Genomic DNA, 14770 nt, shown 5'->3' with positions numbered 1-14770 from the left:
CGCGGCGTTTAAAGGGGACGAATACTCTCTTCATCCAGATCCGCGTCGAAGAATCGGCGCAGCGTCTGAATGTTGGTATCCGCTTCGATGGACTGGCGCGCCTGCGCCAGCTTTTCTTCATAGATGGCTTGTCGCCATTCCAGCGGGGTCCGCCCCGCCGGATTATCGTCCTCCACCACGGTCAGCTCAATCGGGCCGCCGTACAGCTCACCGAGCGCGTCGGCCAGCGTCTTCTGCGCCGAAGGCGAATTCAGATGGCGCTGCGAAGACCGCAGATGGAGGTTAATTTTGCCCGGCTCCGGCTGCTGCTTGAAGGCGTTCAACGCCAGCTGCTGCACCAATTTTGGGATCTTCAGCTTATCGATTTCCGCCGCCCAGGCGTCGCGCTCCAGCGACTCCACCACCAGCTTGGCGGCCAGCTCCGGCGTTTTCTCGTGCTCCAACGCCGTGCGCAGCGCTTTCGGCGTCGCCAGCGGTTCCGGCGCCGCTTCCGGCTCGGTCTGCGCGCGCCAGCGATAGGCTTCCGGTTTCGCCGGTTTTTCCGGCACCTTCTTCTCCGCCAGGCGCTGCTGGCTGCGCTCGGTCACGGAAGCCAAACGCCCCAGCGCCGAGTTTGCCGGCCGCGCTATTCCTGGCGCCGCCGGCTCATTCTTTTTTGGTGTAGATGCTCCCTGCTGCCGTTGCAGCTGGGACCGCGCTTTCAACAGCTGGGCGGTGGCATCCGGTAAAGGGGCCGATGATTGTCGCTGTGGCGCGGCCGGCTGCCCTAGCGGCGGCGGCGCGTCCTGAAACTGCGGCGGCTGTTGTGAAGCGGCGGCCTGCGGCTGCGCCATCGGCGCCGGCGCGGTCTGCACCAACGCCACCGGCTCCGGGATCACCGCTTTCGGGTGAAACGCCAGCGCACGCAGCAGGGTCATCTCAACCCCCATGCGGCGATCCGGCGCATAGGCCAGCTCTTTGCGGCCCACCAACAGCGTCTGGTAGTAAAGTTGCACATCGGCCGGCGGCAGGGTTCGCGCCAGCTCGCGCAGCCGTTGCTCCACGGCGGCGTACTGGTTGTCGAGCATCGAAGGCAACAGCTGCACCATCGCAATGCGATGCAGCAGCGCCAACGTCTCCACCAGCAGATTTTCCCAGTCCACGCCGCGCGAAGCGGCCTGCGCGACCTGCGCCATCACCTTTTCGCCGTCGGCGCTGACCAGCGCTTCGAGGATCGCCAGCGGTTGCTCGTCATCGAGCGTGCCGAGCATCTGGCTGACGGTGGCGGCGGTCACCTGCCCCTGCCCCATGGCGATCGCCTGATCGGTCAGGCTCAGCGCGTCGCGCATGCTGCCGTCGGCGGCGCGCGCCAGAAGCTGCAGCGCACGCGCGTCGCTGGTGATCTGCTCCGCCGTCAGCACCGTTTCCAGCTGCTGACGGATCTGATCGACGTCCAGCGCTTTGAGGTGGAACTGCAGACAGCGCGAGAGAATGGTCACCGGCAGCTTTTGCGGATCGGTGGTGGCCAACAGGAATTTGACGTGCGGCGGCGGCTCTTCCAACGTCTTCAGCAACGCGTTGAAGCTGTGGCGCGAGAGCATGTGCACTTCGTCGATCAGGTAGACCTTGAAGCGGCCGCGCGCCGGCGCGTACTGGACGTTGTCCAGCAGATCGCGGGTATCTTCCACCTTGGTTCGGGAAGCGGCGTCGATCTCGATCAGATCGACGAAGCGCCCCTGCTCGATCTCGCGGCAGTTGTCGCATTGGCCGCACGGTGTGGCGGTGATGCCGGTTTCACAGTTCAGGCCTTTGGCCAGCAAGCGGGCGATGGTGGTTTTCCCCACGCCGCGCGTGCCCGAGAACAGATAGGCGTGATGGATCCGCCCCAGTGAGAGGCCGTTGGCCAGCGCGGTCAGGACATGTTCCTGGCCGACCACGTCTGCGAACGTTTGAGGGCGCCACTTACGGGCGAGAACCTGATAGCTCATTAATACCGGAGAAGTCGAGGAATCTGGAGGGTCATGCTAACACAGCCCCGCGGCGATCCGCGAGGCCGTTGTGCCCAAGGGGCAATGCCGCATCAATGGCCGGCGAAGTCCACCAGGCAGTAGCAATCGATGCCCAGCTTGTTCAGACGCGCTTCCCCGCCCAGATCCGGCAGGTTGATGATGAACGCGGCGTCGTTCACTTCACCGCCCAGACGGCGGATCAGTTTGGTGGTCGCTTCGATGGTGCCGCCGGTCGCCAGCAGATCGTCCACCACCAGCACTTTGTCACCCGCAGTGATGGCGTCGGTGTGGATCTCCAGCTTGTCGGTGCCGTACTCCAGCTCATAGCTTTCGCTGAGCGTGGCGCGCGGCAGTTTGCCCGGTTTGCGCACCGGCACGAAACCGACGCCCAGCGCCAGCGCGACGGGCGCGCCGAACAGGAAACCGCGCGCTTCGGTACCCACCACCTTGGTCACGCCCGCTTCGCGATAGCGCTCAACCAGCAGCTCGATGCTGGCGGCGTAGGCCAACGGGTTTTCCAGCAGGCTGGTCACGTCGCGGAACAGGATGCCCGGCTTCGGATAATCCGGGATGGTTTTGATACTGTCTTTAATAAACTGAAGCTGCTGCGCAGTAGCGGTCATAATTGTTGCCTGATAAAACTGCCTGAAAACCGGCGCGCCGCTCACCCGCCGCCCCCGGGTGAAACACACCGGAGAAGAAATGGCAGGCGATCCGCGCACGAAAACGCCCAAATCTATGCAAACTGGCGGACAAATGCAACCAGCGGCGCACAATCAGCGCTGTTTTTGTTGCGACAGGTCAATAACCGGCAGGCGCAGCATAAAGGTCAGCAAAATAGCCAACATCAGCAGCAACAGCCCGCGCACCCACCAGATTTTCACCAGCCACAGCGAACAGGCGAAGGTAAGTACAATAACCAGCACCGCCTTCCACTTCGCCCCCGGCGGCAGCGCGCGATGCTGCTGCCAGTGGCGCAGATAAGGGCCGAACCAGGAGCGGTACAGCAGCCAGTGATGAAAGCGCGGCGAAGAGCGGGCGAAACACCAGGCGGCCAACAGCAGGAACGGTGTGGTCGGCAGCAATGGCAGCACCACGCCCAACGTCGCCAGCACCACCGCCAGCCAACCCAAAATGATCAATAACCCACGCGTCATGCGGCTCTTCGCTCCTCAATCGGTTGCCGCCTACTGTAGCATCGGCGCCGCGCCGGCGGAATATGCGTACGGCGCTTGTTTCACGGCAGGATCGCGGGCAAGCTTACGCCTGTTGAAATCAAGAGGGAGCTTATGTGAGCACTCAGCGTCTATTACAGGTGTTGGCACAGCAGATCGCGGCGCTGGCGGCCGAAGTGACCCCGCGCGGCGACGTTCCGATCCCGCAGGCGCGCTTCGACGCCGCCCTGTTCGCCAATCGCGGCACGCGGCTGCGCGACTACCTGGCCGAAGTGGAGAAAAATTTCGCCCAATTGCAAAGCGCCGCCAACGACAACCGCACCAGCCAGGTGGCCTTTCTGGCCGAAAAACTGGTGGCTCAAATCTCTGCCCTGCAGCGCGAGCTGGCAACCCAGGCGCTGCGGCGCAAGAACCAGCCGAAAGAAGCCCCCGAGGCCGATCTGTACCACAAACTGGCCGAACATCAGGACTACGAACGCCGGCTGATCGCCATGATTCAGGATCGGGAAAGCCTGCTGGGGCGCCAGACCACGCTGGCGGCGCAGCAAAAGCTGCAGCACGAGCTGGCGGCGCTGGAGGGGAGACTGATGCGCTGCCGTCAGGCGCTGGCGCGCATCGAGCGCAATATCGAGCGCAAAGAAAACGGTTTTTGAAGATTTATCACAATATTTTAATGATTATTCCCGGTTGCGCGCCGGGTTCACTATACTCTGCCGAGACACGAGTTTTTCATCCCATTAATTAATAAGCGCAGGTGCTATGTCTCTGGAAAACGCCTCACCCGAACTGCAGCTGGCGGTAGACTTGATTTACCTGCTGGAATGCAACGAGATCGATCCGGCTACCGCGCTGGCGGCGCTGGATATCGTCAAACGGGATTATCAGGAAAAGCTGCAGCGCGCCGGCGTCACCTCGCCCTATCTGCCCGCCGGACAGTAACCGGGGACAGCGCCGCTGTCCCTTTCGCCTCTCATTGCTTATCCGCCGCCGTCTGGCCGCCGTCGTCCGGCGACAGCGTTCTTTTCACTTCCTGCACTTCGTTGCCCTGCTGGTTATGCAGATACACCTCCAGCTGGTTGAAAGCGATGTCGATGTCGTTTTCCCGGCACAAGCGGTCGATTGAGCGATTCAGTTCATCCACCGTGTAGCTGCGATCGCGCAGTTCGCGCACATAGAGCCGCAGTTCGTGATCCAGCGTGCTGGCGCCGAAGTTGAGGAAGAACACCTGCGGTTCGGGATCGGTCATCACCCGCGGGTTGTCGTGCGCCGCCTGCAGCAGCACCTTTTTCACCTTGTCGAGATCGGAGCCGTAGGCCACGCCGACCTTGATCAGCACGCGGGTGATGGTATCGGACAACGACCAGTTGATCAGCCGCTCGGTGACGAACGCCTTGTTCGGAATGATCACCTCTTTGCGGTCGAAGTCGGTAATGGTGGTGGCGCGAATGCGGATCTTGCTGACCGAACCGGAGAAGGTGCCGATGGTGATGGTATCGCCGATGCGGATCGGGCGTTCGAACAGAATGATCAGGCCGGAGACGAAGTTGGCGAAGATCTCCTGCAGGCCGAAGCCCAGCCCGACCGTCAGACCGGCGGCCAGCCATTGCAGTTTGTCCCAGGATACGCCGAGCGATCCCAGCGCAACCACGGCGCCCACGGCGGTAATCAGGTAAGTGAGCACGGTGGTGATGGCATAGGACGCCCCCTGCCGCAGCTGCAGCCGCGACAGCACCACCACCTCCAACAAACCGGGCAGGTTGCGGGTGAGCACGTAGGCGACGATCACCGCGGCGATCGCCACCATCATATTGCCCAGCGTCACCGCCTGCGCCACGCTGCTGCCCGCCACGGTGCTGGTGTAATGCCACAGCGTGATGCTGTCCAGGTAAGCGATGACCGTCACCAGATCCGACCAAATGGCGTAGAAGGCGCTGGCGAAGATGGCGAACAGCACCAGGGTGGTCAGGCGCAGCGACTGTTGGTTGATCTGATCGAGCGCCAGCGGCGGCTCTTCCACCACCGGTTCACCGCCTTCGGCCCCCTCTTTCGCCACGTTTTGCCGCCGCGCCAACGCGCGCCGGTAGGCCAGACGCCGCGCCGCCACGCTCAGGCCGCGCAGGGCAGTCAGGTACACAATATTCCACAGGAAAAACAGATACAGGCTGTCTATCCAGCGGCTGGCCAGCCGCAGCGTGGTATAAAAGTAGCCGGCGAACATCAGCCCCAGCAGGATCAGCGGCGTGGCGGCCAGCGCAGTGACCATCACCAGCCGCACGGCGTGCGAGCCCTTTTCACGCCAGCTGTCGCGACACAGCGGGAACACCAGCACCGTGAGCAGCGCCAGCGTCAACATCACCACGATCTGGCCGATAACGTCTTCCACCAGGCGCAGCGGCGCTTTTTCGCCCAATACCGACCAGAAGATCAGCGGCTGCAGCGCCAGCCCCAGCCGCAGCGTCTGGCGGCGGTAATGCGCGCACAGGTTGGCGCCGAAGTTGAAATGCCGCTCGGCGATGCCGCCCGGTTTCAGCATGCGGTAACTGAAAGCGAATACCAGCCATGACAGCGCCAGCTGCTGCGACAATGCCCAGATAAAGTCGCTGATGCCAAAATCTGCGCGATACATCCAGAAACCGACGCCAAGGAGCAACGCGGCGCCGGGCAACACCTTCAGCAAGGTCAGCGCGATGGCCTTCGGCGTATGCAGTTGGCCGTCGCGCTTCAGTTGCCCCACATCGTTGGCCAGCTTTTGTAAATGGCCGTCGATCAGCCGGTAGCGCCAACGCAATACCCCGATCGCCAACAGCAGCGGGATCAGGAACACCAGCGCATTCACCCCGCCCTGCAATAGCTTGCCGCCGTCGAATTTGAGATCGAGCCCGGCAATCTGATCGCGCACCGCCTCCGGCATCGCCTTCAGCCACGCCAGATCGACCGGCTTGTTGCTGTTGACCCAGAAAATCTGCTGGGTCAGCGTATCCTGCAGCGATCCGTAGACGCTGGTGAGCTGCTGTTGGTTAATCTGCAGGTTGATCGACAGCGACAGCTGGTTGCTGAGCTGCTTGTTCAACTGATCCAGCAGTTCGCGGCGCATGTCGACGATCTCGTTCAACGCGTCGATCACTTCCGGGCCGGCCTTTTCCTTGCTCTCGGTCACCAGCTGGTTGATGTAATCTTCGCCCTTGAACAGATCGTCGCGTTGCTGATTGATATCGAACTGCTCCAGCCGCAGATCGGCGATGCGTGTATCCATATCCGCCAGCAGCGTGCCCTGCGGCAGGCTTTGCTGCTGCTGATACAGAATGCGCGACAGCACCAGGCTGCCTTTCAGCACCTGGATCTGCTCTTTCAGGTTACGCTCCGCCTGCAGCCCGCGGTCGAGCCAGTTCTTGACCCGAATGTTCTGCTGGAACAGGGTGTTGCTCTCTTCGGTGGCGGCGATCAGCCGCTGGCTCAGTTGGCGGTTGACGTCCAGCTGCTTGCTGACCAGCTGATCGTGCTGAATATCGGTGGCGTCTTCCGGGTTCTGCGCCTCTTTGGCGGTCTTTTCGGACAGCGTCAACCGCTTGCTGTTGACGATCTCCTGCAGCAGTTGCACCGACCGATCGAGCGCATCGATATGCGCGGTGGTGTAATCGCGCTGCTTTTGCAGCAGATCCTGCAGCGTGGTATTGGCTTCCAGGCTTTTACGCTGCAACTCCAGCTGCGCATTGAGCAGCGCCTGCTCGGTGCTCAGCATCACCTGCTGACTGTTGCGCAGCGAATCTTGCCCCGGCGTCTGGCCGCTGAGCTGGCTGCGGATCTCCTGCAGGCGCTGCGAGGCGGCGTACATGGTGCTTTGTACCCGCTCGGGCTGGGTTTGCAGCGACACCAGTTGGCTGTTGTAGGTGGAGAGGCTCTCCTGCGCGCTTTGCAGCTCGTCGAGCGTTTGATACAGCCGGCTTTCCAACTGACGCAGCGACAGCGGCAACAGCGCAGCGCGCGCCGCCGCATTGTCTACCGGCTGCTTCAGCGCATCCAATTCGGCGGTGACCTGACTGAGTTTCGCCGGCGCCTGCTGCACCTGCTGTTTAAGCTGCGCGGTGTCTTGCCGGTTGCGCTCAAGGGCATCCAGCAGCTCCAGCGTGCGGGTCAAATCCTGCTGGGAGAGCTTTTCGACCGGCGTCAGGGCTTTTTGCTTGTTCAGCATTTCCAGCTGGCTTTGCACTTCGCTGCGCTGCGGCAGATCGCCGCTCAGCGCCGCCTGCGCCGGCGAGCTGAACGCGTAAATAAGGAAAAGGAGAGTCGCGGCGGCGATGCGCCGCCGGCATGCGCCGACAAACATGAGCGGCGCCAGAGAAGGCAGAGTCAACCAGCGATGCATGATTTAGCTTCGGATCGGTTAAGAAGCCTGAAGATTATCACGATCGCCGGCAGGCAACGAACAACAAAAGCGTTGCCGGTGATGTCCCATTGTCGCGAAATCAGAAAGTCAGCACTTTCTCCGCCGCCAGCGTCCACTGCGCCAGCTCGACCAAGGTGCCGATCGCCACGCCGTCCGCCAGCGGCAAGCGGCTGACGCCGCGCGCGTCGGCGCAGGTCTTGCACAGCTTGACCGGCACCTGCTGCGCGGTGAGGATTTCCAGCATCTGCTGCAGGTGGTACCCCTCGTGCGGCTGCTGCCCGGCCAACCCGGCCACCACCGCATCGGACATCAGAAACAGCCGCAGATCGAGATCGCTCTGCTGCTCTTTCATGGCGATGGCCAACCGCAGCGCATTGAACAAGGATTCGTGGCCATAGGCGGCGCCATTGGCGATGAGAACGACTGATGACATGAAATCTCTCCTTATAAAGGCAGGGAGCCGGCGTTGGACGGTGCTGCCGTCGGCATATCGGATTTGAGGCGCAAGGTGGGGCAAAACTGCAGCATCTCCAAAAACGCATCCACCAGCGCTTCGGCTTCAGCCCGCAAATCGAAACTTTCCGGCATAAACAGCCAGTTTTCCAGCAGGCCGGTGATATAACCGCGCAGGATGATCGCCGCGCGACGAGTGTGCAGATCGGCCGGCAATTGCCCGTGGTGAATGCAGTTGCACAGCACCGCCTCGATGCGTTCGTAACCGGCGAGGTACAGCACCTTGCGCGAATCCAGCAGCGGCATCATTTCACCGACAAACTCGCATTTGTGGAATATAATTTCCATCAACGCCCGCCTGCGGCCGTCTTCAACCGTAGACGTCAGAATGTAAATCAGAATTTCTCGGATAACCCGCAGTGGATTATCGGGAAACTTTGCCTGATACTCTGTTTCGAGCTGGTCAATTTTCGGCTCGGTAGATTCCCAAACTTCATTAAACAGGTCTACCTTATTCTTGAAGTGCCAGTAAATGGCTCCACGCGTAACCCCAGCAGCGGTGGCAATATCTGTCAGTGACGTTGCAGCAACGCCACGTTCAGAGAACTCTCTCACCGCAGCATCGAGGATTTGCTGTCGGGTTTCTTGCGCCTGCTGTTTGGTTTTTCGTGCCATGGCATTGTTATTTAGGGGGAGTGTGATTTACATACATTCGCGAATGTATGTACCATAGCACGCACATATAATTAACGCAGCAATGGGTTTTAAAGCTTGTGATCCATTGATCATTTTGAAATCGGACACTTGAGGTTTTTCTATGAACAAAAACAGAGGGTTAACGCCTCTGGCGGCCGTTCTGATGCTTTCAGGCAGCTTAGTGCTAACAGGATGTAACGATAAAGAAACCCAACAGCAAGGTGCCCAACAACAGGCACCTGAAGTGGGCGTAGTCACCTTGAAGGCCGAGCCTCTCAACATCACTACCGATCTTCCTGGCCGCACCGCTGCGTATCGTATCGCCGAAGTTCGCCCTCAGGTCAGCGGCATCATCCTGAAGCGCAACTTCGTCGAAGGTAGCGATATCAAGGCCGGGACGTCTCTGTACCAAATCGATCCCGCAACCTATCAAGCCAGCTACGACAGCGCGAAAGGCGATTTGGCCAAAGCACAGGCCAGCGCTTCCATCGCACGCGTGACGGTAAACCGCTACAAGCCATTGCTGGGTACCAGCTATATCAGTAAGCAGGACTACGACAACGCCGTCTCCACGCTGCAGCAAGCGGATGCCGCCGTCGTGGCCGCCAAGGCCGCCGTCGAAACCGCGCGCATTAATCTGGCGTACACCAAAGTGACCTCCCCGATCTCCGGCCGCATCGGCAAATCCGCCGTGACCGAAGGCGCGCTGGTCAGCAACGGCCAGGCGACCGCCCTGTCCACCGTGCAGCAGTTGGATCCGATGTATGTCGACGTCACCCAGTCGAGCACCGACTTCCTGCGCCTGAAGCAAGAACTGGCCAGCGGCGCGCTGAAGCAGGAAAACGGCAAGGCCAAGGTGAAACTGATGCTGGAAAACGGCACCGAATATGCGCAGGAAGGCACGCTGGAATTCTCTGACGTCACCGTCGATGAGACCACCGGTTCCATTACCATTCGCGCCCTGTTCCCTAACCCGAACGATACGCTGTTGCCTGGCATGTTCGTGCGCGCCCGTCTGGACGAAGGCGTGCGCAGCGATGCGCTGCTGGTGCCGCAGCAAGGCGTCACCCGCAACCCGCGTGGTGAAGCGACGGCGTTAGTGGTCGGTGCAGACGATAAAGTTGAGCTGCGCACGCTGAAGGCGGATCAGGCGATTGGCGACAAATGGCTGGTTACCGATGGCCTGAAAGCCGGCGATCGCGTGATCGTCTCCGGCCTGATGAAAGTGCATCCAGGCGCGCAGGTAAAGGTGCAGGAAGTTGACACTCAGGCGCAAAAACAGCCGCAGTCTGAAGCGCAGAAGTCATAAAAAGGAGCCTGTAATACATGGCTAAGTTCTTTATAGACCGCCCAATTTTCGCCTGGGTAATCGCCATCATCGTCATGTTGGCGGGGGTGCTTGCAATAATGAAACTGCCGATCGCGCAGTATCCCACTATTGCACCGCCGGCGGTGAGTATTTCCGCCACCTACCCGGGCGCAGATGCCAAAACGGTGCAGGATACCGTCACGCAGATTATCGAACAGAACATGAACGGTATCGATAACCTGATGTACATGTCCTCCACCAGTGATTCCTCTGGTAGCGTCACCATTACCCTGACGTTTGATTCCGGCACCGATCCTGACATCGCGCAGGTTCAGGTTCAGAACAAACTGTCGTTGGCCACCCCATTGCTGCCGCAAGAAGTTCAGCAACAGGGCCTGAAAGTAGAAAAATCCAGCAGCAGCTTCCTGATGGTGGCCGGCTTCGTTTCCGACGATCCGAACATGACGCAGGACGATATTGCGGACTACGTGGCGTCCAACATCAAGGATCCGATCAGCCGTTCGTCCGGCGTGGGCGAGGTGCAGCTGTTCGGTGCCCAGTACGCGATGCGTATCTGGCTGGATCCGAACAAGCTGAACAACTACCAGCTGACGACCACGGACGTGACCTCCGCCATCACCGAGCAGAACAACCAGATCGCCGCAGGCCAGCTGGGCGGCCTGCCGCCGGTGCCGGGGCAGCAGTTGAACGCCTCGATCATCGCGCAGACCCGTCTGACTTCGCCGGAAGAGTTCGGCAAGATCCTGCTGAAGGTGAATACCGACGGTTCCCAGGTGCGCCTGCGCGACGTCGCTCACATCGAGCGCGGCGCGGAAAGCTATGCCGTTACCGCGCGTTATAACGGCAAGCCTGCCGCCGGCCTGGGTATCAAACTGGCAACCGGCGCCAACGCCTTGAACACCGCCAAAGGTGTGAAAGACGAGCTGGCCAAGATGGCGCCATTCTTCCCGCAAGGGATGAAAGTGGTTTATCCGTACGACACCACCCCGTTCGTTAAAATCTCCATCAACGAAGTGGTGAAAACGCTGATCGAAGCCATCATCCTGGTGTTCCTGGTGATGTATCTGTTCCTGCAGAACTTCCGCGCGACGCTGATCCCAACCATCGCGGTGCCGGTAGTACTGCTGGGGACCTTTGCGATACTCGCGGCGTTCGGCTTCTCGATAAACACCCTGACGATGTTCGGCATGGTGTTGGCGATCGGCCTGCTGGTGGATGACGCCATCGTGGTGGTGGAAAACGTCGAGCGCGTCATGTCCGAAGAGGGGCTGCCGCCGAAAGAAGCCACCCGTAAATCGATGGGCCAGATCCAGGGCGCGCTGGTGGGCATCGCCATGGTGCTGTTGGCGGTATTCGTGCCGATGGCGTTCTTTGGCGGCTCAACCGGCGCCATCTATCGCCAGTTCTCGATCACCATCGTGTCCGCGATGGCGCTGTCGGTGCTGGTGGCCTTGATCCTGACGCCGGCGCTGTGCGCCACCATGCTCAAACCGATCCCGAAAGGCGATCACGGGGTTAAAACAGGCTTCTTCGGCTGGTTTAACCGCATGTTCGAGAAGAGCACGCATCACTATACCGACAGCGTGGGCAACATCCTGCGCAGCACCGGCCGTTATCTGATCATCTACCTGCTGATCGTGGTTGGCATGGGCCTGCTGTTCCTGCGCCTGCCTTCCTCGTTCCTGCCGGACGAAGATCAGGGCATCCTGTTGACCATGGTGCAGTTGCCTGCCGGTGCCACCGAGTCCCGCACCAACAAAGTGCTGGAAGAAGTCTCCGACTACTTCCTGAACAAGGAAAAGGACAACGTGGTTTCGGTGTTTACCGTCGCGGGCTTCGGCTTCAACGGTAACGGCCAGAACAACGGCCTGGCATTCGTCAGCCTGAAAGACTGGGGCGAGCGCCCAGGGGCCGGGAACAAGGTAGAAGCGATCGCGGGTCGCGCCATGGGCGCCTTCTCGCAGATTAAAGAAGGCCTGGTGTTCCCGTTCAACCTGCCGGCGATCATCGAACTCGGTACCGCAACCGGCTTCGACTTCGAGCTGATTGACCAGGGCGGCCTGGGGCACGAAAAACTGACCGAAGCGCGTAACCAGCTGTTGGGCATGGTTGCTCAGCATCCGGACGTGCTGGTGGGCGTGCGCCCGAACGGCCTGGAAGATACGCCGCAGTTCAAACTGATCGTCGATCAGGAGAAAGCCAAGGCGCTGGGCGTGAGCATCACCACCATCAACAGCACGCTGAGCACTGCACTGGGTGGTTCGTACGTCAACGACTTCATCGACCGCGGTCGTGTGAAGAAGGTGTACGTACAGGCCGAAGCGCCGTTCCGCATGCTGCCGGAAGACATCAACAAGTGGTACGTGCGCGGTACCAGCGGCCAGATGGTGCCATTCTCCGCCTTCTCTTCGGCGAAATGGGAATACGGCTCACCGCGTCTGGAACGCTATAACGGCTTGCCGTCGATGGAAATTCTGGGCCAGGCCGCACCGGGCAAGAGTACCGGTGAAGCGATGAACCTGATGGAGCAACTGGCGTCCAAACTGCCAAGCGGCATCGGTTACGACTGGACCGGCATGTCCTATCAGGAACGTCTGTCGGGCAACCAGGCGCCGGCGCTGTACGCCATCTCGATTCTGGTGGTGTTCCTGTCGCTGGCGGCGCTGTATGAAAGCTGGTCCGTGCCGTTCTCGGTCATGCTGGTATTGCCGCTGGGGGTTATCGGTGCGTTGTTGGCCGCGACGATGCGCGGCATGAACAACGACGTGTACTTCCAGGTGGGGCTGCTGACCACCATCGGTCTATCGGCGAAGAACGCCATCCTGATCGTGGAGTTCGCCAAAGACCTGATGGAAAAAGAAGGCAAAGGCCTGATCGAAGCGACATTGGAAGCGGTGCGTATGCGTCTGCGTCCAATCCTGATGACGTCCCTGGCCTTCATCCTCGGGGTTCTGCCGCTGGTTATCAGCAGCGGTGCGGGCTCCGGCGCACAGAACGCGGTTGGTACCGGCGTAATGGGCGGGATGATCACCGCTACCGTCTTGGCGATCTTCTTCGTACCGGTGTTCTTCGTGGTGGTTCGCCGCCGCTTCAGCAAGAAGAACGAAGACCTGGAACACAGCCATCCGGTAGAGCACCACTGATCGCTCAGTGACGTGAGCTCCACCTGATAATCGAAAAGGCCGCGCATGCGGCCTTTTTATTTTGTTTCAGTTACTTAATGCAAACCATTCTCATTAATTCACTTTTGTGTGCAATTTGCGCTTGATCGCGATGCCAGGTCAGCGCATAATTATTGTTATAGTATAACATTACACGAGAGAGCTGTTATGAAACCCGGCATCCACCCCGATTACCGCACCGTGGTGTTCCACGACGTCAGCGCCAATGCCTACTTCAAAGTGGGATCGACCATCAAAACCGATCGCACTATCGAACTGGACGGCGAAAGCTGGCCGTATGTCACCCTCGACGTCTCTTCCGCTTCGCATCCGTATTACACCGGCAAGCAGAAAGACTATTCCAAAGAAGGCAGCACGGCGCGCTTCCAGCAGCGCTTTGGCCGCTTTATCGGCAATAAGTAACAAGGAAACCCCATGCAGGTATTGAGTTCATTGCGTTCGGCGAAAAACCGCCACCCGGATTGCAAAGTCGTGCGTCGTCGTGGCCGCATCTATGTGATCTGTAAAAGCAATCCGCGATTCAAAGCGGTACAGGGACGTAAGAAAAAGCGTTAACTCCCAAGTGTCATCTGTCGCAAAGCCCCGTTGCTGCTCAACGGGGCTTTTTTTATGGCGAGAAAGTGCCTGCAAGCTGTCCCCCACCCGCGGGCGGGGGGCAGAGATTACTTCATGCTGCTCAGCAGCGTGTCGACATTGTGTTTGAACGCCTGCTCATAGGTGGCCGCCGGGCCGCCGGCGCGGGAGAGCGCTTCAGGGTACAGCTCGCCGCCCGCCTTGGCGCCGGTGGCGGCGGCAATCTGTTTCACCAGCCGCGGATCGGTCTGGTTTTCGATAAAGTAAGCGTTAACCTTCTCCTGTTTAATCTGCTTAATCAGGTTCGCCACGTCGCTGGCGCTGGCTTCCGCTTCGGTGGAAAATCCGACCGGGGCAAGGAAGGTGACGCCATACTCTTGCCCAAAGTAGCCAAAAGCATCATGGCTGGTCAGCACCTTACGTTTCTGCGGCGGCACTGCGGCGAACTGGGTTTTGGCCCACAGATCCAACTTTTGCAGCTGCTGAATGTAGTCGGCGCCGCGCTGGCGAAAATAGTTGGCATCCTCAGGATCGGCGGCGATCAGGGCGTTCATCACGTTGGTGGCGTACTGCACGCCGTTTTTCATGCTGTTCCAGGCGTGAGGATCGGTAATCGGTTTGCCATCCTCTTCCATCTGGCGGGTGTTGATGCCCTGTGAAGCGGTGATCACCTGCCCTTTATAACCCGAAGCGCTGACCAGGCGATCGATCCACCCTTCCAGCCCCAGGCCGCTGACGAAGACCACATCAGCCTGAGCCAGCTTCTTGCCGTCCTGCGGCGAAGGCTCGAAACTGTGCGGATCGCCATCCGGCCCCACCAGCGTGCTGACCTTGACGTGATCGCCGCCCACCTGCTTGACGATATCTCCCAGAATGGAAAAGCTGGCGACGGCGTCGACGGTCTTCGCCATCGCCAATGGGCTGGCCAGCAGAGCAGCAACCGCCAGCGATATAGGTAAACGTTTCATACTTTCTCCTTGCAAATGGCA

General features: G+C 60.0%; 13 protein-coding genes and 1 other annotated feature. Of the genes, 6 read left to right on the top strand and 7 right to left on the bottom strand.

The features are described from left to right. Positions 1–8: 8 nt before the first annotated feature. The 3 genes from dnaX to IT763_RS04890 form a co-directional block, all read right to left on the bottom strand. On the bottom strand, positions 9–1967 hold the full coding sequence (gene dnaX, locus IT763_RS04900; RefSeq protein ID WP_016928834.1) for a DNA polymerase III subunit gamma/tau: 1959 nt from the start codon (positions 1965–1967) through the stop codon (positions 9–11). Further along, positions 612–676, bottom strand: a sequence feature (DnaX frameshifting element). (Overlaps the previous gene by 65 nt.) 92 nt (positions 1968–2059) lie before the next feature. Then, positions 2060–2611: an adenine phosphoribosyltransferase gene (gene apt / locus IT763_RS04895; protein ID WP_015376864.1), complete on the bottom strand. Its 552-nt coding sequence runs from the start codon at positions 2609–2611 to the stop codon at positions 2060–2062. A 153-nt stretch (positions 2612–2764) separates the two neighbouring features. After that, on the bottom strand, positions 2765–3145 hold the full coding sequence (locus IT763_RS04890) for a DUF454 family protein (protein ID WP_049299671.1): 381 nt from the start codon (positions 3143–3145) through the stop codon (positions 2765–2767). A 134-nt stretch (positions 3146–3279) separates the two neighbouring features. Here IT763_RS04890 and priC point away from each other — a divergent pair, with 134 nt between their 5' ends. Together priC and rsmS are read left to right on the top strand one after the other, a co-directional pair. Then, positions 3280–3816, top strand: coding sequence for a primosomal replication protein PriC (priC, locus tag IT763_RS04885; protein ID WP_033641136.1), 537 nt, complete (start codon positions 3280–3282; stop codon positions 3814–3816). A 106-nt stretch (positions 3817–3922) separates the two neighbouring features. Further along, positions 3923–4102, top strand: coding sequence for a pleiotropic regulatory protein RsmS (rsmS, locus tag IT763_RS04880; RefSeq protein WP_016928837.1), 180 nt, complete (start codon positions 3923–3925; stop codon positions 4100–4102). Positions 4103–4133: 31 nt separating this feature from the next. Here the strand turns inward: rsmS and mscK are convergent, their stop codons facing one another. The 3 genes from mscK to acrR all read right to left on the bottom strand — a co-directional run bounded on the left by mscK (position 4134) and on the right by acrR (position 8675). Continuing rightward, positions 4134–7526: a mechanosensitive channel MscK gene (gene mscK, locus IT763_RS04875; protein WP_206195220.1), complete on the bottom strand. Its 3393-nt coding sequence runs from the start codon at positions 7524–7526 to the stop codon at positions 4134–4136. A gap of 100 nt (positions 7527–7626) precedes the next feature. Further along, a complete protein-coding gene (locus IT763_RS04870) occupies positions 7627–7980 on the bottom strand; it encodes a DsrE/DsrF/TusD sulfur relay family protein (RefSeq protein WP_016928839.1) in 354 nt (117 codons plus the stop codon). 11 nt (positions 7981–7991) lie between these two features. After that, positions 7992–8675: a multidrug efflux transporter transcriptional repressor AcrR gene (gene acrR / locus IT763_RS04865; protein ID WP_042705619.1), complete on the bottom strand. Its 684-nt coding sequence runs from the start codon at positions 8673–8675 to the stop codon at positions 7992–7994. A gap of 142 nt (positions 8676–8817) precedes the next feature. On the opposite strand from acrR, the gene sdeX reads away from it, so the two are divergent. From sdeX to ykgO, 4 genes are all read left to right on the top strand, one after another. Continuing rightward, complete coding sequence (gene sdeX, locus IT763_RS04860; RefSeq protein WP_004940290.1) at positions 8818–10005, top strand: multidrug efflux RND transporter periplasmic adaptor subunit SdeX; 1188 nt, start codon at positions 8818–8820, stop codon at positions 10003–10005. Between the two features lie 17 nt (positions 10006–10022). Beyond that, the gene (sdeY, locus tag IT763_RS04855; protein ID WP_206195219.1) at positions 10023–13169 is read left to right on the top strand and encodes a multidrug efflux RND transporter permease subunit SdeY; all 3147 of its coding nucleotides are present in this window, start codon (positions 10023–10025) and stop codon (positions 13167–13169) included. Between the two features lie 186 nt (positions 13170–13355). Continuing rightward, a complete protein-coding gene (locus IT763_RS04850) occupies positions 13356–13610 on the top strand; it encodes a type B 50S ribosomal protein L31 (RefSeq protein WP_004940303.1) in 255 nt (84 codons plus the stop codon). 12 nt (positions 13611–13622) lie between these two features. After that, positions 13623–13763, top strand: a complete 141-nt coding sequence (gene ykgO, locus IT763_RS04845) for a type B 50S ribosomal protein L36 (protein ID WP_004940304.1) — start codon at positions 13623–13625, stop codon at positions 13761–13763. Between the two features lie 107 nt (positions 13764–13870). Here ykgO and IT763_RS04840 read toward each other — a convergent pair whose 3' ends face one another. Then, a complete protein-coding gene (locus IT763_RS04840; protein WP_016928843.1) occupies positions 13871–14749 on the bottom strand; it encodes a metal ABC transporter substrate-binding protein in 879 nt (292 codons plus the stop codon). Positions 14750–14770: the final 21 nt, after the last annotated feature.

Source organism: Serratia sp. CMO1 (assembly GCF_015689115.1).
GTDB classification, from domain to species: Bacteria; Pseudomonadota; Gammaproteobacteria; order Enterobacterales; family Enterobacteriaceae; genus Serratia; species Serratia marcescens.
The sequence above is the reverse complement of the archived record's forward strand: the minus strand, read 5'-3'. Positions and strand labels throughout refer to the sequence as shown.